Annotated in this window: 18 protein-coding genes; 13 read left to right on the top strand and 5 right to left on the bottom strand. The window is 35.2% G+C overall.

The genetic code is table 11. The features are described 5' to 3' along the window. Window positions 1-11: 11 nt before the first annotated feature. The 6 genes from hppD (at window position 12) to CAP47_RS08395 (ending at window position 8,150) form a co-directional block, all read left to right on the top strand. On the top strand, window positions 12-1,172 hold the full coding sequence (gene hppD, locus CAP47_RS08420) for a 4-hydroxyphenylpyruvate dioxygenase (RefSeq protein ID WP_100776224.1): 1,161 nt from the start codon (window positions 12-14) through the stop codon (window positions 1,170-1,172). An 89-nt stretch (window positions 1,173-1,261) separates the two neighbouring features. Then, window positions 1,262-2,035 (top strand): DUF3108 domain-containing protein, encoded by a 774-nt coding sequence (locus CAP47_RS08415; RefSeq protein ID WP_100776223.1) that lies wholly within the window; start codon window positions 1,262-1,264, stop codon window positions 2,033-2,035. A gap of 93 nt (window positions 2,036-2,128) precedes the next feature. Then, window positions 2,129-3,385 (top strand): M23 family metallopeptidase, encoded by a 1,257-nt coding sequence (locus CAP47_RS08410; protein WP_238141009.1) that lies wholly within the window; start codon window positions 2,129-2,131, stop codon window positions 3,383-3,385. Between the two features lie 102 nt (window positions 3,386-3,487). After that, window positions 3,488-6,160, top strand: a complete 2,673-nt coding sequence (locus tag CAP47_RS08405; RefSeq protein ID WP_100776222.1) for a TonB-dependent receptor — start codon at window positions 3,488-3,490, stop codon at window positions 6,158-6,160. 105 nt (window positions 6,161-6,265) lie between these two features. Beyond that, window positions 6,266-7,408 (top strand): ATP-binding protein, encoded by a 1,143-nt coding sequence (locus tag CAP47_RS08400; protein WP_100776221.1) that lies wholly within the window; start codon window positions 6,266-6,268, stop codon window positions 7,406-7,408. 1 nt (window position 7,409) lies between these two features. Further along, window positions 7,410-8,150 (top strand): metallophosphoesterase family protein, encoded by a 741-nt coding sequence (locus tag CAP47_RS08395; RefSeq protein WP_100776220.1) that lies wholly within the window; start codon window positions 7,410-7,412, stop codon window positions 8,148-8,150. Here CAP47_RS08395 and CAP47_RS08390 read toward each other — a convergent pair. Continuing rightward, window positions 8,147-9,919, bottom strand: a complete 1,773-nt coding sequence (locus tag CAP47_RS08390) for a 1-deoxy-D-xylulose-5-phosphate synthase (protein WP_100776219.1) — start codon at window positions 9,917-9,919, stop codon at window positions 8,147-8,149. The two genes, CAP47_RS08395 and CAP47_RS08390, sit on opposite strands and share 4 nt — an antisense overlap. Before the next feature lie 37 nt (window positions 9,920-9,956). Between CAP47_RS08390 and CAP47_RS08385 the strand changes: the two genes are divergently transcribed. Then, a complete protein-coding gene (locus CAP47_RS08385; RefSeq protein ID WP_100776218.1) occupies window positions 9,957-10,403 on the top strand; it encodes a nucleoside deaminase in 447 nt (148 codons plus the stop codon). On the opposite strand, the gene CAP47_RS12515 is transcribed toward CAP47_RS08385, so the two are convergent. The 3 genes from CAP47_RS12515 to CAP47_RS08375 are packed head-to-tail and all read right to left on the bottom strand — an operon-like array spanning window position 10,400 to window position 12,014. Then, window positions 10,400-10,888 (bottom strand): alpha/beta hydrolase family protein, encoded by a 489-nt coding sequence (locus CAP47_RS12515; protein WP_238141007.1) that lies wholly within the window; start codon window positions 10,886-10,888, stop codon window positions 10,400-10,402. The genes CAP47_RS08385 and CAP47_RS12515 overlap by 4 nt on opposite strands. Next, a complete protein-coding gene (locus CAP47_RS12510; protein ID WP_238141005.1) occupies window positions 10,885-11,247 on the bottom strand; it encodes an alpha/beta hydrolase family protein in 363 nt (120 codons plus the stop codon). The genes CAP47_RS12515 and CAP47_RS12510 overlap by 4 nt, the downstream gene beginning before the upstream one ends. Continuing rightward, window positions 11,244-12,014 carry an alpha/beta fold hydrolase gene (locus tag CAP47_RS08375; protein WP_100776217.1) on the bottom strand — a complete coding sequence of 257 codons (771 nt, stop codon included), beginning with the start codon at window positions 12,012-12,014 and terminating at the stop codon, window positions 11,244-11,246. Before CAP47_RS08375 ends, CAP47_RS12510 begins: the two co-directional genes overlap by 4 nt. 281 nt (window positions 12,015-12,295) lie before the next feature. Here CAP47_RS08375 and CAP47_RS08370 point away from each other — a divergent pair, with 281 nt between their 5' ends. The 3 genes from CAP47_RS08370 to CAP47_RS08360 are packed head-to-tail and all read left to right on the top strand — an operon-like array spanning window position 12,296 to window position 15,769. After that, complete coding sequence (locus tag CAP47_RS08370) at window positions 12,296-12,958, top strand: succinate dehydrogenase cytochrome b subunit (protein WP_100776216.1); 663 nt, start codon at window positions 12,296-12,298, stop codon at window positions 12,956-12,958. Between the two features lie 12 nt (window positions 12,959-12,970). Next, window positions 12,971-14,974, top strand: a complete 2,004-nt coding sequence (locus CAP47_RS08365) for a fumarate reductase/succinate dehydrogenase flavoprotein subunit (RefSeq protein ID WP_100776215.1) — start codon at window positions 12,971-12,973, stop codon at window positions 14,972-14,974. A 48-nt stretch (window positions 14,975-15,022) separates the two neighbouring features. Beyond that, entirely contained in the window at window positions 15,023-15,769 is a 747-nt protein-coding gene (locus CAP47_RS08360; protein ID WP_100776214.1) for a succinate dehydrogenase/fumarate reductase iron-sulfur subunit, read from the top strand. A gap of 73 nt (window positions 15,770-15,842) precedes the next feature. Here CAP47_RS08360 and CAP47_RS08355 read toward each other — a convergent pair whose 3' ends face one another. After that, the gene (locus CAP47_RS08355; protein WP_100776213.1) at window positions 15,843-16,787 is read right to left on the bottom strand and encodes an NAD-dependent epimerase/dehydratase family protein; all 945 of its coding nucleotides are present in this window, start codon (window positions 16,785-16,787) and stop codon (window positions 15,843-15,845) included. Window positions 16,788-16,889: 102 nt separating this feature from the next. On the opposite strand from CAP47_RS08355, the gene CAP47_RS08350 reads away from it, so the two are divergent. From CAP47_RS08350 to CAP47_RS08340, 3 genes are read left to right on the top strand one after another with little or no spacing between them, the layout of a single operon-like run. Continuing rightward, window positions 16,890-17,396 (top strand): hypothetical protein, encoded by a 507-nt coding sequence (locus CAP47_RS08350; RefSeq protein ID WP_100776212.1) that lies wholly within the window; start codon window positions 16,890-16,892, stop codon window positions 17,394-17,396. Beyond that, a complete protein-coding gene (locus tag CAP47_RS08345; RefSeq protein WP_100776211.1) occupies window positions 17,386-17,874 on the top strand; it encodes a nuclear transport factor 2 family protein in 489 nt (162 codons plus the stop codon). Before CAP47_RS08350 ends, CAP47_RS08345 begins: the two co-directional genes overlap by 11 nt. Window positions 17,875-17,922: 48 nt before the next feature. Next, window positions 17,923-19,980 carry a M13 family metallopeptidase gene (locus tag CAP47_RS08340; protein WP_100776210.1) on the top strand — a complete coding sequence of 686 codons (2,058 nt, stop codon included), beginning with the start codon at window positions 17,923-17,925 and terminating at the stop codon, window positions 19,978-19,980. The last annotated feature ends 13 nt before the right edge of the window (window positions 19,981-19,993 follow it).

The following is a 19,993-nucleotide window of genomic DNA, read 5'->3' as shown; positions in this document are numbered from 1 at the left end:
ATTTAAAAATTATGGCAAAAAAAGTAGAGTCCGTCAATTACGGTTTAGAAAAAATTTTTGAGGGCGCGCAAGATTTTTTACCACTCTTAGGTACTGATTTCGTTGAGCTTTACGTCGGTAATGCAAAGCAAGCAGCACATTATTACAGATCAGCATTTGGATTTCAAACTTATGCTTACAAAGGTTTAGAAACAGGAAGTAAAGACAGCGTTTCTTATGTTGTGATGCAAGATAAAATCAGAATTATTCTGACATCACCTCTTAACTCAAAAAGTCCGATTAACGATCATATTGTTAAACATGGTGATGGCGTTAAAGTCATTGCGCTATGGGTTGAAGACGCAAAACTTTCTTGGGAAGAAACCACAAAAAGAGGTGCTAAATCTTATATGGAACCAACTGTTGAAAAGGATGAGCATGGTGAAATTGTTAAATCAGGAATTTACACTTATGGCGAAACTGTTCACATGTTTATTGAACGCAAAAACTATAAAGGTCAATTTTTACCAGGTTATGAAAAATGGGTTTCTGATTACAACCCAGAGCCTGTTGGTTTAAAATTCATTGACCACATGGTCGGAAATGTTGGCTGGAACGAAATGAACATTTGGGTCAAATGGTATGAAGATGTGATGGGCTTTGTCAACTTTTTATCTTTTGACGATAAACAAATTCACACAGAATACTCAGCTTTGATGAGTAAAGTAATGAGTAATGGAAACGGTAGAATTAAGTTCCCAATTAATGAACCAGCAGAAGGAAAGAAAAAATCTCAAATTGAAGAGTATCTTGATTTCTATGAAGGACCAGGCGTTCAGCATATTGCTGTTTCTACAGATGACATCATCAAAACAGTTTCTGATTTAAGAGCCAGAGGAATTGAGTTTTTATCAACACCGCCAGATGATTATTACAAAGCTATTCCTGGGAGGTTAGAAGAATTTGACCATGAATTAAGAGAAGATATCGAGAGATTAAAAAGTCTTGGAATTATGGTTGATGCTGATGAAGAAGGTTATCTTTTACAGATTTTCACAAAGCCAGTACAAGATAGACCAACACTCTTTCTGGAAATCATTCAACGCATGGGCGCACGCGGATTTGGAGCAGGTAACTTTAAAGCCTTATTCCAGTCTATTGAGCGAGAGCAAGGTTTAAGAGGGACACTTTAGAAATCTTAAATAATCTATAATTAAATCCTGCCAATTGACTTTGGTAGGATTTTTGAATATTTCAGGCTTGACCCATTAAAACTAAACAATTGAAAAAATCATATTTCCTCACCATAGTCTTTATTTTAAGTCTTACAGCCACTTATGCACAAAGTGCTTATCAAGCTGGAGAAGATTTAAAATTTAAAATAAAATATGGTTGGTTTAAAGCCAGCGAAGCCACACTTAAAGTTAAAAAAGCAGAAATCGACAATAAAGAAGTTTTATTTGTTGATGGCTTTGGTAAATCAACAGGTTTATTAGATATATTTTTCAAAGTTCGTGATGAGTATAAATCTTACATAGATCCTGAAACTGATTTACCTCAAATATTTGTTCGTAAAATTAATGAAGGTGGACATATTAAGGATAAGAAACTTGTTTTTAATCACGATTCGAATTCAGTCAAAGTTTACGATCGCAAACACAATACCTCAAATCATTTTTCATTTAAGGAAGGCTCACAAGACATGATTTCAGTTTTGTATTACCTTAGGAATACAGTTGATAGAAAAAAGATTAAAGCTGGAGATGTGATTAAAGTTAATTTATTTTTTGATGAAGAAAACTTCCCTTTTCAAGTTAAATTTTTAGGTCGTGAAAAAATTTCAACAGATTTTGGTAAAGTACCTACACTTAAATTTAGACCTTATGTGATGGCAGGTCGTGTTTTTGAAGAGAAAGAAAGCCTTACAATGTGGATTACAGATGACAAAAACAAAATTCCAGTCAAGATTGAAGCTAAACTAGCTGTCGGTTCTTTAACCGCTAAGCTGACTGAATTCCGAGGACTTAAACACTCTTTTCGCATCATCCCAGATTAAGGAATAGACTCATCCAACTTAGCTCAATTTTAATTTAACAAAATTTGGGTTTTAAAAAAGCTAAAAAATCTATTTTTGCAGAAAAATAAGCTCTTGAAAACAGCAAAATACTTTTTTTTATTTGGCACTTTGCTACTTTTTGCCGCTGGATGTCAAAATGATAAAAAAACAGCATCCAAAAAAGTCAAGGAAGAGAAACCAACTAAGGTTATCGAAAAGAAACCCTTGATCGGTTATGGTTTAAATCTTGACGATTTCAGTATCGAACGCGACACCGTTCGTTCTGGGGAAACTTTCGGTTCTATTATGGATGAAAAAGGCGTTAGCCCTGCGAAAGTTTATCAAGTCACCCAACATATCTCTGATAGTATTATCAACTTTAGACGAATTAATAAAGGTAAGCCTTATATCATTCTTAAAAATAAAGACACAACTGAGACAAGTCGTTATTTTATTTATGAAAAAGACCGTATCAATTATGCCGTCATCGATTTAGGCGACTCAATTAAAGGACGATTAGGTAAAAAGCCAGTCACTATTAAGCGTAAAACAACCTCTGGTGTCATCAAGACTTCTTTATCACAAGCGATAAGCGATGCTGAGTTAAATTATATTTTAGCAAGCCGTTTTTCTGAGATTTACCAATGGAGTGTTGACTTTTTTAGACTTCAAAAAGGAGATCAATTTAAGCTTGTTTATAAAGAAAAATTCATTAACGACACTGTTTACGCGGGTCTTCAAGAAGTTGAAGCTGCTATTCTTAAACATAAAGGAAGGGAGTTTTATGCATTCAATTTTGAAATAGATTCTTTAACAGGTCGAAAGGATTATTTTGATGAAAACGCTAAAACATTAAGAAGCTTCTTTTTAAAAGCGCCTTTGGAATATAGCAGAATTTCTTCCCGCTATACAAGACGACGTTTTCATCCTGTCCAGAAAAGATGGAAAGCTCATAAAGGAACTGATTATGCCGCGCCTACAGGAACTCCGATTTGGTCAACAGCTGATGGTGTTGTCACAATATCTGGCTATACAAGAGGAAATGGCAAATATGTTAAGGTAAGACACACAAATAAATACACAACACAATATTTACACATGTCTCGTCGAGCTGTTAAAAAAGGAGACTACGTCAAGCAGGGAGACATTATCGGTTATGTAGGAAGCACAGGCTTAGCTACAGGACCACATGTTTGTTATCGTTTCTGGGTTGATGGAAGACAAGTTGATCCTTATAAACAAGACCTTCCAGATGCAGAACCTATGAAAGAAGAAATAAAACCTTCTTATTACGATTTTATCGAACCTTTGAAAACTAAGCTTGATAAAATCAAGTACATTCAGATTTAAACTTATAAAATTTAAGAAATGTCGTTTCTTAACATTAAGTTAATATACACTAACTTAAAGTGTGCGATTTTTGCAAAAAATTTATAAACAAAATTTTTCGCAATGAGAACATTATTTCTAGGCTTATTCCTCATGTTTGGTTTAGTCTTATCTGCACAAACCATTACAGGTACAGTTGTAGATTCAAAAATGAATGCACCACTACCTGGTGCTAACGTTATTGTTAAAGGAACCACAACTGGTACAACTACCGACTTTGATGGAAACTTTACAATAAACGTTAAAGAAAGTCAAGGAACTTTAGTTTTTTCTTACGTTGGCTTCGAAAAGAAACAAGTAAAATTTAACGTTACTGGCTCTAGTTTAGACTTAGGTTCAGTTTCATTGAACGAGGACGCTGAATCTTTAGACGAAATAGTGATTGTAGGTAAAGGTATTATTGATGTTGCTACAGGAAGACAAACACCAGTTGCGGTGAGTACTGTTACATCAAAAGATATTACTAAAGTTGCAGGTAATGCTGAATTTCCTCAGCTTTTAAGATCTGTTCCTTCTGTTTACTCTAACTCTCAAGGTGGTGGTTACGGTGACTCTGAAATTAGAGTTCGTGGTTTTGACCAAAGTAACACAGCTTTCTTGTTAAATGGTCAACCAATTAACGGAATGGAAGACGGTAAAATGTACTGGTCAAACTGGCAAGGTGTTAAAGACATCGCTAGCGCAGTTCAGGTACAAAGAGGACTTGGAGCTTCTAAATTAGCAATTTCTTCAGTAGGTGGAACAATCAACATTGTTACACAAACTTATAACAGCATGCAAAGAAGCTACGTTCAGCAAGAAGTTGCGAACAATAACTATACTAAGTCAACTGCTTATCACTCAACGGGTGCTAACGAAAATGGCTGGTCTTCAACTTATATGTTATCTTACTGGCAAGGCGATGGTAACTTTTATGACGGAACTGAAGGTGAGGGAACAACTTACTTCTTTTCTGTAGGTTATAAACCTTCTGATGAACATGCCTTCAACTTCCTTTTAACTGGCGCTCCACAAATGCACGACCAAGCTTACCAAGGAAATATCGGATATGCTTTAGATTACGGAAGACGTTACAATGAAAACTGGGGTACTTTAAACGGTGAGTACTATAACGAAAGAACAAACTTCTACCACAAACCAGTAACAAACTTTAACTGGGATTGGAATATTTCTGATAAAAGTGATTTATCAACAGTTGTCTATGCTTCTTTCGGTAGAGGTGGTGGAACAGGTCCTTTAGGACGTTACAACGACAAATTTAACGCTAACAGACAAATTGATTTTGATGCAATTTATGCACATAACAGAGGTTTAGCTCCAACTAATATTGGTGGTCAAGATTATATTGTTGGAATGGATGATTACCCAAATGAGATGGGTTATATCACTAGAGCTTCTATGAACAACCACTTCTGGACAGGTATTGTTTCTAACTTTAACCATGAAGTTAATGACGAGTTAGAATTTAATGTAGGTTTTGACTACAGATATTACCATGGTGATCACTACAGACAAGTTGTGAACAAACTTGGTTTAGACGGATGGTATGAAGGTGGAAACGGCTCTATCCCTGGCGGTCAAGTTGTTTTTGACTCAAATGATATTTCTTTATTTGGTCCAACTTTCAACACAGTAAGAAGCGATCAACAGATTGATTACAGCAACTCTGAAGACATTTCTTACATCGGTGGTTTCGGTCAAGTTGAATACGCAACTGATAAATTCTCTGCCTTCTTACAAGGCTCTGTTTCAAACCAAAACCATACACGTTACGACTATTTCGCATATACTTTACCAGAAAATCAAGAATCTGAAAGTATTGAAAACTTAGGTTACAACCTTAAAGCTGGTTTAAATTATATCATTAATGATAATCATAATGTTTTCGTAAATGCAGGTTTCTACTCAAGACAACCTTTCCACGATAACATTTACAAAAGATATTCTAACGATATCAATCCATTAGCTGAAAATGAGGATATCACAGGTATCGAAGTTGGTTACGGTTTGTCTCTAGAAAAGTTTAGCATGAACCTTAATGCATACTGGACAAAATGGGCTAACAGAACTGATACAGGTACAATTAGAGCAGATCTAGTTGGTAATGATGGTATCGATGAAGAATATATCACAAACTTTACGCAAATTGAACAAACTCACTACGGTGCAGAATTAGATTTCGTTTACAAACCAATTGATGGACTAACAATTAAAGGTCTTGCAGCTATCGGCAACTGGGAATATTCAGACAACCCACTTCAAGATGTTTATGACTCAAATAGTCTAGAGATCATTCCTTCTTTATCAGGAACAGAATCTTATGTTGATGGTGAGAAAATTGGTAACGCACCACAAACAACTTTTAGCTTAGGTGCTAACTATAGAATTACAAGAAACTTAAGTGTTGATGCTGATTGGTACTACTACGCTGATCTTTTCGCGGACTTAGATCCTCTTGAATTTACTGACCCTAACGGTGATAACACAATTATTGAATTGCCATCTTACGATTTAGTGAGAATCGGAGCATCATATGAGTTAGAGTTAGAAGGTAAAAAATCTTTAGAATTCCGTGGAAGTATTGATAACTTGTTCAACGAAGTTTACTTAACTAGCTTAAGTTCAAACAAAGCAGTTGAAGCTGGTGATCGTACATTCAAAGGAATTAGCGAAACAAACAGAGGTTATTTCGGATTTGACAGACAATGGAGCTTAAGTGTTAAGTTCAATTTCTAAATCATAATTTATAGAATTATCCAATTGAAAGCGAGACTTTAAAAGGTCTCGCTTTTTTTATACCTTTTATTTTTATTCAGTTTAAAAGTGTAATTTTACAACACGATGCTTAATAAACGCCTTCTTGTTAAAAACCTTTTAGCACATAGTAGTGAGAATAGTTTCTATGATAAAAAACAACAACTCAATTTAAGCTCAAAAGAAGGTAAAGCTAAATTTCTGAAGCATGTTTGCGCCTTAGCCAACTCAAACCCGAATAACGCAAGTTTTATAGTTGTCGGCGTAACAGATCAAGACAATGAAGTGATTGGCACTGATTTTTTTGATGACAGTAAAATTCAAAACCTCATCAATGCCTATCTCAACAATCCGCCGCGTATTATTTACGAGAATGTTCAATTCCCACATTTGCCAAATCAAAAAGTCGTTGGCTTAGTCAGCATTTACCCAAAAGAAGAAAGCAGCATCTGTTCGCTACGTAAGAATATATGGAAATATAAAAGAAATCAAGCTTTTGCTCGACAAGGCAGCAATAGCAAACCTATACCAAAAGAATTCAACTCTGATAAACACAGCAATCACATCGCTGTAAAAACCATTGAAGACAACTCGCATAACACCATCAAATATACTCTTGACAACGTCTTTGAGTTTATGGAAAAGGCAAAAGACTTCAACCCTCAATATCATGTCTTTAAAGAATATTTTGTTGTTTGCTGGGCTGGACAAAAAGTAAATAGAGATAAGCAAGAATTTCTCTCACGTGTCAATATTGAACTTATCAATGAACAAGTCAAACTTTTTTACTCAACTTTTGATGAAGTCAAAATAAGTTATGATGACGAAAAATTCGAAATTGTAGAATACGTTCATTTAGGTTTGAAAACAAAATTCAATCATTATCCACTTGAAAAAGTCAGCATCAGGTTTAAGAATACAATGAGTTACGATATCCAAACAGAGATGCTTTTTGATCCGCCACAATACGATGCAAAAACATTAAGCCATTATATGAATCACAATGCTACACTTTTAAAAAAAATTGAAAAAAATTTAAAACTGGCAAATTCAGAAATTCGTGATCTTGAACAATTGCCAAGCATTTACTTAATCGCCTATCTCAATGGATTTGAAGATGCACTAGATAAACTTAATTTAGCCAAAAATTTGCTAAAAAATGATTTTGACTTGGCATATCAAGGCGTAAAAGATAAATTACGAATTCTAAGAAAAATCAAATACAACTAAAATGCCTAAAACTTATGTGATTGGTGACATCCATGGTGGATTACTTGCACTAAAAGATCTTCTCCAAAAATTAGATTTAAGAGACGAAGATCAACTCATCTTTCTTGGCGATTATGTTGATGGCTGGAGCGATTCTGCTCACGTGGTTTCATATTTAATTCAAATCAAAGAAGAATTAAATTGTCGTTTTATTAGAGGTAATCATGACGATTTGGTTTTACAATGGCTAACCACAGATTTCAATAATGAAAAATGGTTACAGCACGGCGGTAAAAGCACAAAAAAAACCTACGAGAATTTAGACCAAACGACGATAGATTTACATATTAATTTTTTAGACAATTTAGAAGATTATATCATCGACGAACAAAATCGATTATTTCTTCATGCAGGATTTTCAAACATGAGTGGCCCTCAATTTGAATATCACGAAGACACAGTTTATTGGGACAGGACTTTATGGGAAATGGCTTTAGCATTGGACAATAGAATAACTAAAGAAGACAAAACATACCCTAAAAGATTAAAACATTTCAAGGAGATATACATTGGTCATACACCTGTCACGCGTTTAGGAAAAACTGAACCAGTTAATGCAGTAAACATCTGGAATGTTGATACAGGTGCAGCTTTTAAAGGCCCTTTAACAGCTTTAGAAATTAATACAAAAGCCTTTTATCAAAGTAAGCCTGTACACGAATATTACCCAGATGAAATTGGTAGAAACTTCAGTAAGAATTAAAGCATTTCTTTAATCTTTAAAGCGATTTTATCAGCCGATAAACCAACAAGATCATAAAGTTCTTCAGGACTTCCATGCTCAATAAATATATCAGGAATGCCTAATGGATGGATTTCTCCAAGATAATTTTTCTGTTGCGCTTCACTTAAAACAACACTGCCAAAACCACCTATAACAGAACCATCTTCAACAGTGATAATTTTATCATATGTGTTAAAAATTTGATGAAGTATTTTACAATCAAGCGGTTTTAAAAATCTAAAATCATAATGACTAGGCTGACATTGATCTTCAACCAATTTTATAGCATTTTGAACTTCATGAGCCACACTTCCTAAACTCAAAATAGCAATATCATGACCTTCTGAAATTTGCTTTGCTTTTCCAATTTCAATTTTTTCAAAATCAACTTGCCAATCTATATTAAAAGCTCTTCCACGTGGATAACGAATCGCGAAAGGATGTTCATCATATAGAGAGGCTGTATAAAGCATTTGTCTCAACTCAATAGCAGATGAAGGCGCTGCAATCACCATATTCGGAATACAATTGAGGTAAGCTAAATCAAAGCTACCGTGATGTGTTGCTCCATCATTACCAACCAAACCAGCACGATCAATACAGAAAACAATCGGTAAGTTTTGCAATGCAACATCGTGAATCAATTGATCATAAGCACGTTGTAAAAATGTTGAATAGATCGTGCAAAAAACTTTCTGCCCCTGCGTTGCTAATCCAGCAGCAAAAGTAACAGCATGCTGCTCAGCAATACCGACGTCAAATGCACGATTTGGCATTTCTTGCATCATATATTTCAAAGAACTTCCTGTTGGCATTGCAGGAGTAATGCCAACAATATTTTGATTCTCTCGTGCTAATTCTAATAATGATAAACCAAAAACATCCTGAAATTTAGGAGGTAAATTTCTGTCATCTTTAGGCAAAAGTTCTCCAGTGTTTTTATCAAACTGCCCTGGTGCATGATAAGTGACCTGATCTTGCTCAGCACTTTTTAATCCTTTTCCTTTTTTAGTGATCACATGCAAAAACTTTGGCCCTTTGACTTGCTTGAGCTTTTCTAGAGTTTCAATGAGTTTAGGCAAATCATGACCATCAATCGGGCCTTCATAATTGAAATTCAGAGTTTCAATCATATTATCTTGAGCTGGTTTTCGACCTATTTTAGCTTTGGTTAAATAATTTTTAAGTGCGCCAACACTTGGATCAATACCGATAGCATTATCATTTAAAATCACTAATAAATTAGCATCCGTGACGCCTGCGTGATTTAATCCTTCAAAAGCCATCCCTGCAGCAATTGATGCATCACCAATCACAGCGATATGTTGTTTTTCTTTGTCGCCTTTTAATTGTGAGGCGATTGCCATTCCTAAAGCGGCAGAAATAGAAGTTGAACTATGGCCAACACCAAAAGTGTCGTATTGACTTTCATCAGGTTTCGGAAATCCACTGATGCCGTTGAGACGTCGATTTGTTTCAAAAATTTTGCGTCTTCCAGTTAGTATTTTATGGCCATAAGCTTGATGTCCGACATCCCACACGAGCAAATCTTCAGGTGTTTCAAAAACTTTATGCAATGCAACTGTGAGTTCTACAACGCCTAAACTTGCACCCAAATGTCCTTCTTTAGTCGAAACAACATCGATGATAAAAGCACGTAATTCAGATGTCAACTCTAATAATTCAGCTTGACTTAATTCTTTTAAATCTGCTGGCGAATCAATTTTTGAAAGCAATTCATAATCCATACCACAAAGTTACCAATTAGAAATTGTATTTTTGAATATGCTTCAACCATTTGACGATAATTATTTCATGAAAAAAGCTTTTCAACAAGCCGAAATGGCATACGAAAAAGCTGAAATTCCTGTAGGCGCGATCATCACGCATGGTAATCAAATTATAGCCCAGGCACATAATTTAACAGAACAACTCACCGATGTCACTGCCCATGCAGAAATGCAGGCTATCACAGCAGCAGCCAATTATATCGGCGGAAAATATTTGCACGATTGTACGCTTTATGTAACGCTTGAACCTTGCCAAATGTGTGCAGGCGCTTTATACTGGAGTCAAATCTCCAAAATTGTTTTTGCAGCAGAAGATGCCAAACGCGGTTACCGATCAATGCAAGCTAAACTTCATCCTAAAACAAAGGTCGAGTTTGGCATTATGGAAGAAGAAGCCGCACAGCTCATGAAAGATTTTTTCTTAGAAAAGAGAAAGTTTTAATTTGAATTTTCTAAAATAAAATCAACACTGACCTTGATGAGGTCTTGTGTTTGTTTTGGTAAAACAGAAGCTTCAAAAGGATGTTTCATACCATAAACATGATTCGCATCTTTGATGAAGTACATTTCAGAATTCGGAATTACTTCAGCCAGTCTATTCGCGTCATTTAAGTTGACAGCTTCATCTGAAGTTCCGTGAACGATTAATGCTGTCTGTTGCAAATTTTTAGCTTGTTCCAAAATTGACAAACGTTTTTCATTGGCTTGAAAATCTTCAAAAAATTGAAAATAATGCGGCATCATTTGGCCTGTTCGTCCATTCTTGACATGGTAAACACCTTTTCCTTTCCACTCTTCGAAATCATCTCCTTTTGGAAATCTTTCTTTAAAATCCGCTACGGATGACCATGAAATGACTTTCTGAATTCTCTTATCTTCAGCAGCTTTAAGATAAACAATGCCTCCGCCTCTGCTGTGACCAATCAAATTAAGTTTTTTGTGATAATATGCGGATTAGTAGCAAATTCACGCTCAACCCAATCAATCACTAAACCTAAATCATTCAGTTGTTTGGAATAATTATCTTGTCCAAAAGCTTGTAAATCTTCAAAAGTCGAAGGAGATTCAAGTGTACCACCGTAATGTGAAAAATTAAATTTTAGAAAAGCAATTCCTTTTTCAGCAAAAGCTTCAGCGATCAGATGCCAAGCGCCCCAGTCTTTAAAACCTTTGTAGCCGTGACAAAAGATAACGAGCTCTTGATTTGTAAATCTTTTAGAATAAGTATAATCAATCAAGATAGGTTTTCCGTTTTGACCTTCTATTTGTGCATTTTTCTTTATCATAAAAATTCTTTTATCAGCTGAATCACTTTCTCGGGATGCTCGATCAAACTCATGTGTCCACCAGATAATACAGCTGTGTTTAAATCGTATTTTTCAATCACAGATTCAATATCTTGAAAGCTTGCAATTTGATCTTGATCTCCGAAAATAAGTAAACTTTGTGAATTAAACTGATTCAAAATATCAGATCTATCTCGTCTGTCACGCATGGCCTCCGTTATTAAAATCAAAGCTTGAGTTTCACATTGTTGGGCGACTTCTGCAGCTTTATTAAATTCATATTTCTGATGTGTTTCTGGTAAAAACAAATTCTTGACAGCCATTGACTTAAAGGCTCGTGGATGTTTTTTCAATAATTCAATCGCTCGATTTCTGTCTTTTTTTCTTACATCTGAATCCGCTAAAGAAGTAGAGTTCAGCAAAATCAATTTTTGTAAAATATCAGGGTATTTTTCAGCAAAAGCTAAAGCGATATAACCGCCTAATGAATGACCGATGATTGAGAGTTCATCGATTTTATGAAGTTTGACAAACTCAAAAATAAGTTCTGCTAACTTTTCTAAATTATTTGCTTCTTCAAAAACAGGAGAATCACCATGTCCTGGTAAATCGATTGTGTAAACTGTGTATTTCTCTTCATCGAAATGTGATAATACTGAATTCCACATCTTTGAACTTTCTAAAAAACCATGAACAAATAAAAGTACATGATTGCCATTTCCTCGTTTATCATAATATAGTGGTGATCGCAGGTTGATAGATTTCATAAGTGTTGGCTCAAAATTTATATAGAACTAAAATCAAATTTATTCAAATAATTTCTTAAACATCATGAAATTTAAATCAGAATTTCTAGATTTAATTTTTGAATGACAAATCAAATATTTTTAGCCTTAAATGAATTAAATCTTTGAATTTTAAATTTATCTGAGAAAAAATCAAGTGTTTTTAACTTTAAAACTATTCTAAATTATATTTAAATATAAGGCCTCACTTGTATTTAATCAATATCAAGTGTACTTTTGGTGTAAATTTCAAACAAATTGTAATGAGTGGGATATCAAAAACATCAATAGCAAGGAAATTTGCTATGGCACTTTCAGGACTATTTTTAGTTCTATTTTTAGCACAACATTTCACAATTAATTTTACTTCTGTATTTAGCGAAGACACTTTCAACGAAATTTCTCATTTTATGGGAACAAATTTCTTAGTGCAAGCTGTTTTACAACCAGTTTTAATTTTTGGTGTTGTTTTTCATTTTATCATGGGATTTATTTTAGAGATCCAAAACAACAAAGCGCGTGTTGTCAAGTACAAAAAGTACAGTGGCGGTGCTAACTCAAGTTGGATGTCAAGAAATATGATTTTCTCTGGAGCAGTTATTTTATTGTTCTTAGGTCTTCATTTCTACGACTTTTGGTTCCCTGAAATCGTTCACAAATATATAGAAAGTCATCCTGAAGATCCAACACGTTACTACTCAGAAACTGTTGCTAAATTTGCAGGAGACCCGATTAGAACTGGTCTTTATGCCATCTCATTTATCTTTTTGATGTTGCACCTCCTTCATGGATTTGCGTCATCATTTCAATCAATCGGATTCAACAATAAATATTCAAGAGCCTTAACGGTTTTCGCAAAAGCTTTTGCTGTTGTGATTCCTCTAGGATTCATCTTTATTGCTGTATTTCACTATATTAATAATTAACAGGAAAGGATTATGTCAGTTTTAGATTCAAAAGTACCTCAAGGTCCCATTGCAGACAAATGGACAAAATATAAAAACGAAATCGACCTCGTTAACCCTGCCAATAAGAGAAATATAGATGTTATTGTTGTTGGAACAGGACTAGCAGGTGGTAGTGCAGCTGCAACTTTAGCAGAATTAGGCTACAATGTCAAAACATTTTGCTTTCAAGATTCACCGCGTCGTGCGCATTCAATTGCGGCACAAGGCGGTATCAATGCTGCAAAAAACTATCAAGGTGATGGTGACTCAAACTATCGCTTATTTTACGATACAGTTAAAGGCGGTGACTACCGCTCAAGAGAAGAAAACGTATATCGATTAGCTGAAGTTTCAGGAAATATTATTGACCAATGTGTTGCTCAAGGTGTACCATTCGCTAGAGAATACGGAGGTTTACTAGATAACAGATCTTTTGGTGGTGTACTTGTTTCACGTACATTTTATGCTAAAGGTCAAACAGGTCAGCAACTTTTACTCGGTGCTTATTCAGCGATGAATAGACAAATAAACCGTGGTAAAATTCAAGCATTCAACCGTCACGAAATGATGGAACTTGTTGTTGTTGACGAAAAAGCAAGAGGAATTATCGCTAGAGATTTAGTCACTGGTGAAATTGAAAGACATTCAGCTCACGCTGTTGTGATTGCTTCAGGTGGTTACGGAAACGTTTTCTACTTATCGACAAATGCGATGGGAAGTAACGTGACTGCAGCTTGGAGAACACACAAAAAAGGTGCTTTCTTTGCTAACCCTTGTTATACACAAATTCACCCGACTTGTATTCCAGTTTCTGGTGACTTGCAAGCAAAATTAACCTTGATGTCAGAATCATTACGTAATGATGGACGTATCTGGGTGCCAAAGAAAAAAGAAGATTCAATTGCAATTCGTGAAGGCAAATTAAAGCCAACACAAATTGATGAAGAAAACAGAGATTACTATTTAGAAAGAAGATACCCTGCATTTGGTAACCTTGTGCCGCGTGATGTGGCGTCAAGAGCTGCTAAAGAAAGATGTGATGCTGGTTTTGGTGTCAACAAACAAGGTCAAGCAGTTTACCTTGATTTCAAAAGTGCCATCCACCGTTACGGAAAGGAAAAAGCTTTTACATCTGGACATAAAAACCCTTCTCAAGAAGAGATTATACGTTTAGGTAAGCAAGTTGTTGAGTCAAAATACGGTAACCTTTTTGACATGTATCAAAAAATTACTGATGAAAATCCATACGAAACACCAATGATGATTTATCCAGCGGTTCACTATACGATGGGCGGACTTTGGGTTGATTACGATTTAATGACGACAGTTCCTGGTTGTTACGCTATTGGAGAAGCAAACTTCTCTGATCACGGTGCAAACAGACTTGGTGCTTCAGCATTGATGCAAGGTCTTGCAGATGGTTATTTCGTATTACCTTATACAATTGGTAACTACTTAGCTGATGATATTAGAACAGGAGAAATTTCAACAGACTCAAAAGAATTTGAAGAAGCTGAAAAATCTGTTAGAAATACAATTGACAAACTGATCAACGTGAATGGTGAAAAACCAGTTGATTACTTCCACAGAAAATTAGGATTGATTATGTGGAACAAAAGTGGAATGTCAAGAAATGCTAAAGGTTTAGAAGAAGCAATTCATGAAATTGCAGAACTGAGAGACGAGTTTTATAAAAATGTACGTGTAACAGGTAAAGCAGAGTCAAAAAATGCTGAACTTGAAAAAGCAACACGTGTCGCAGATTTCTTAGAATTAGCTGAACTTTTTGCAAAAGATGCTTTACACAGAAATGAATCTTGTGGCGGTCACTTTAGAGAAGAATACCAAACTGAAGATGGCGAAGCGATGAGAGATGATGAGAACTTTAAATATGTCGCTGCATGGGAATTCAAAGGAAAACCTAGCGAAGCAGTCATGCATAAAGAAGACTTGAATTTTGAAAATATTGAATTGAAAACAAGAAGTTATAAATAAGAAGCTTAATAGTTTTTCTGAATTTGTAACAACTAATTATCAAAGAGTATGAAACTTAAATTAAATATATGGCGTCAAGAAGATGCTAACGCAAAAGGAGGATTTGAGACTTACGACTTAGATGGCATTCATGGTGATATGTCCTTCTTAGAAATGCTTGACATCCTTAACAACGAACTTGTTGAAAAGAACGTTGAGCCAGTAGAATTTGACCACGATTGCCGTGAAGGTATTTGTGGGATGTGTTCACTACAGATTAATGGCGAGCCACATGGTCCTGATAGAGGGATTACAACTTGCCAACTTCATATGAGACGCTTTAAAGATGGTGATACAATTACAATTGAACCATTTAGAGCAAAAGCTTTCCCTGTGATTAGAGACTTAGTTGTTGATCGTTCTGCTTTTGATAGAATTCAGCATGCAGGAGGTTATATCTCTGTGAATACATCTGGAAACACACAAGATGCGAACAGCATTCCTGTAGAGAAAGAAAACGCAGATTTATCTTTCAACGCAGCAACATGTATTGGATGTGGTGCTTGTGTTGCCGCATGTAAAAATGCAAGTGCAATGTTATTCACCTCAGCTAAAGTTTCTCAATATGCTTTGCTACCACAAGGTGAAGTTGAAGCGACAGAACGTGTTTTAAACATGGTTCACCAAATGGATAATGAAGGTTTTGGGAACTGTACAAACACAGGCGCATGTGAGTTAGAATGTCCAAAAGGCATTTCTTTAGAAAACATCGCACGTATGAATAGAGAATATTTAAGCGCAAGCTTTAAAGGATAAATTAACCTTTATCTTATAAATCAAAAAAAGCTCCGTCATTGGAGCTTTTTTGTTTTATCATTTTACTGAAAATTTATTTTAAACTTTTAACGCCTTTAAGCATGGCACTCACCATAGCTTCAAGATCATATTCATGTTGCCAGTTCCAATCTTTTTGTGCTTCAGTGTCATCAATTTTTGACGGCCAAGAATCGGCAATAGGTTGTCTAAAATCTGGTTCGTAATCGATTTCAAAACCAGGAACTTCTTTTCTAATTGCATCAGCCAATACTTTTGGTGTAAAACTAATGCCGCCTAAATTGTAAGATGATCTAACTTTAACATCATCAGCATCAGCTTCCATCAACTGGATTGTCGCCTTAATCGCATCATCCATATACATCATTGGCAAAGCTGTTTCTTCACTTAAAAAAGACGTGTACTTCTCTCCTTTTGCTGCTGAATGAAAGATCTCAATTGCATAATCGGTTGTGCCGCCACCTGGAGGCGTTTTATAACTGATTAAACCTGGGTATCGAATACTTCTCACATCAACGCCGTAACGCTTAAAATAATATTCGCACCAACGCTCACCTGCTTGTTTACTGATACCATAAACGGTTGATGGTTCCATTACAGTTTGCTGTGGCGTATCCATTTTCGGTGTTGTAGGTCCAAAAACGGCAATACTTGATGGCCAAAACACTTTACTGATTTTATTCTCTTTAGCAAGATTCAATACATTAAATAAAGTCTCCATATTAAGCTGCCAAGCTTTCATCGGAAACTTTTCAGCAGTTCCACTTAACATCGCTGCCATGAGATAAACGGTGTCAATATCATAATGTAAAATAGTATCTTGCAAAGCATGGAAATCTGTTGCATCCAGAACCTCAAAAGGACCTGCATTCATAATGTCTTCCGAACCTTCCCGAATGTCACTTGCGATGATGTTATCCTTACCGTGTTTCTCTCTTAGTTTTGCAGAAAGCTCAGAACCTATCTGGCCACAAGCTCCGATGATGAGTGTTTTTGCCATAAATTTAATTTTTGACAAATATAAACATTGATGCAAGCATTCTTGCTAAAAATAGTATAATTGTAAAGTCCCCTTTTTGCAAAATCAAAATGGATTATTCTTATGAAAAAAGTATGTGGAATTTTATTTTGTCTAGCTTTTCTATCATGTCAAAATGATAAAAATTCTAAAAATGATACCCAAGAAAAAATTGATTTCTACGAAAATAAAGTTCAAGTTGACACCATTTTTATTCAACAATTAAGCAAACCAGCTAGCGAAGTTGCTATGGATTGGAATGCCTATGTTGCCTTACAATCTGAAATAAATAGAATGAAAAATTTTAGTATTTCTGAAGTTTTAAATAACACAGATAACATTATTCGTATTTCTGATTCATTACAAAAAAGTATTCCTGATCCTCTTCAGAAAAAAACCGTTCAGTCTCGTCTTAAACTGATCGAAACGCAAACCAGAAGATTGAAGCAGCTCTTGTATTTTAGAAGTCAAGACTCTTCAAAAATCAACGAATCTATTTATAAATTGGTCCAAGGCTACAGCAGTTTAAATATTCAGATCAACGAGATTTATATAGAAACCCCAAATTTTGAATTTCAAAATGAAAATTAAGTTCCTCATATTTATCTTCTGTTTTCAAATTTCACTTTTTGCTCAAGACAAAACTGAAATCAACAAAACTTTAGATCAATGGCACAACGCAGCAGCAAATGCCGATGAAGATATCTTCTTTGGTTTAATGACAAATGAAGCCATTTTTATTGGAACAGATGCAACTGAAAACTGGCAACTCAAAAAATTTAAAAAATACGCACTTCCACATTTTAAAAGAGGAAAAGCTTGGACTTTTATACCTCAACAAAGAAATATTTATTTTAATAAAAATGGAAATACAGCTTGGTTTGATGAAGTTTTAGATTCTGAACACATGGGTTTATGCAGAGGAAGCGGAACACTTGTTAAAGAAAATAACCAATGGAAAATAGCGCATTACGTTTTATCCATTCTCGTCCCTAATGAAAACGTCAAAGATGTTTTAAAGCTTAAACAAAGCCATGATAAAGACTTCACTGAAAAGGAAAACAAATAAGTGTAACTTTACAGAAATAATTAGACATATTATTAAAACAATAACAAAATGAAAATCAAACAATTAACTTTGTCTTTGGCCTCGCTTGCAGTTCTTGCAAGTTGTCAAGATGGCGAACAAAAAAATGAAATTGCAGAATCTGCTCCAGGGATTGATGTCAAGTACATGGATCAGGATGTGCGACCACAAGATGATTTTTACACCTATGTAAACGGTCAATGGAACGCAACAGCTGAAATTCCAGACGACAGAACGAGCTGGGGAGGCTTCCAGATTTTACGTCAAAAGACAGACAATGATGTTTTAGAAATCCTTAAAAAAGCTGAATCTTCTGGTCAATATGAAGCTGGAACTGATCAAGCAAAAGCACTCAATGTGTTTAACTCAATTATGGATACTGAACGCCGTAATGAAGAGGGTTTAAAGCCAATTGAAGCAAGCATAAATAAAATTGAAGCGATTAAAAACGCTAAAGATTTACAAGAATTATTGGCTAAAAACAGTTCTGAAATTTCATCTCCATTCTTTAGTTTATCAGCTTATTCAGACCCGAATGATAGTAACATTAATATTGCTTACATCGGGACTGGAAGTTTAGGTTTACCTGAGCGTGATTATTATTTAAAAGATGATGAAGATTCCAAAAAAATCAGAAAGCAATATGTTGATTTCGTGACTGAAATGCTTCAATACTTAGGCGATTCTGAGGAAGATGCGCGTGATCAAGCTAATCGTATTTTAGCTTTAGAAACTGAATTGGCTAAAGATCGTTTAACGAAAGTTGAACGTCGTGATTTTAGAAATTACAACAATAGATTTCATGTTGACAACCTTGACAAAGCAGCAAGCAGCGTTGACTGGAAAAAATACATGACAGATTTAGGCGTCGAGAAATTACCTGATACTGTTTTAGTCATGGAAACTAAGTACATGACAACGCTTGATAAAATGCTTAAAAGAGGAAACGTAGATGATTGGAAAGTTTTATTACGTTGGTCAACTTTAAATGATGCTTCAGGTTATTTATCAGAAGATATCGAAAAAACAAGCTGGAATTTTTACAGCAAAACACTTAGCGGTGCTCAAGCGCAACGTCCACTTGACGAAAGAGCGCTTTCTGTTGTGAACAATACAATTGGTGAAGCTGTTGGACAGCTTTATGTTGATGCGAAATTTCCACCGGAAGCTAAGCAAAAAGCTGAAGCGATGATACAAAATGTCATCTTGGCTTTTGAAAAAAGAATTGATAATCTTGAGTGGATGTCAGAAGACTCAAAAGCTGAAGCAATTAAGAAACTAGAGAAATTTACTGTTAAAATTGGTTACCCAGACGAGTTTAAAGATTACTCTGATTTAAAAGTTAATAAAGACAAATCTTACTACGAAAATATGGTTGCTGTTGGTGAGTGGAATTACCAAGATAATCTTTCTAAAATTGGTGAGCCTGTTGACAAAACAGAATGGGGAATGGCACCGCAAATAGTGAATGCTTACTTTAACCCAATGTTTAACGAAATTGTATTTCCAGCAGCAATTTTACAACCACCTTTCTATGATTATAAAGCTGATGCAGCTGTGAATTACGGTGGAATTGGTGCTGTGATTGGTCATGAAATCTCTCATGCTTTTGATGATAGTGGTGCGCGTTTTGACGCTGAAGGAAACTTAAAAAACTGGTGGTCTGAAGAAGATTTAAAACAATTCACGGAAAGAGGAAAAGCACTTGCTGATCTTTATAGTTCTATTGAAGTTCTTGATAGTGTTTATGTTGATGGAGATTTCACATTAGGTGAAAACATCGGTGATTTAGGTGGAGTTTTAGGCGCTTATGATGGTTTACAAATGCACTTAAAAGAAAATGGAAATCCTGGAAAAATTGAAGGCTTAACGCCAGAACAGAGATTCTTTGTTTCTTGGGCAACTGTTTGGAGAACTAAAACAAGAGATGAAGCTTTAAAAACACAAGTCAAAACTGATCCGCATTCACCTGGAAAATACAGAGCTTATGTTCCTTTACAGAATGTTGATGCTTTCTATGAAGCGTTTGATATTAAAGAAACTGACAGCCTTTACATCGCTCCAGAAGAGCGCGTGAGAATCTGGTAAGTTAATGTGACAG

The organism is Psychroflexus sp. S27, from assembly GCF_002810405.1.
In the GTDB taxonomy this organism is placed as follows: domain Bacteria; phylum Bacteroidota; class Bacteroidia; order Flavobacteriales; family Flavobacteriaceae; genus Psychroflexus; species Psychroflexus halocasei_A.
The sequence above is the reverse complement of the archived record's forward strand: the minus strand, read 5'-3'. Positions and strand labels throughout refer to the sequence as shown.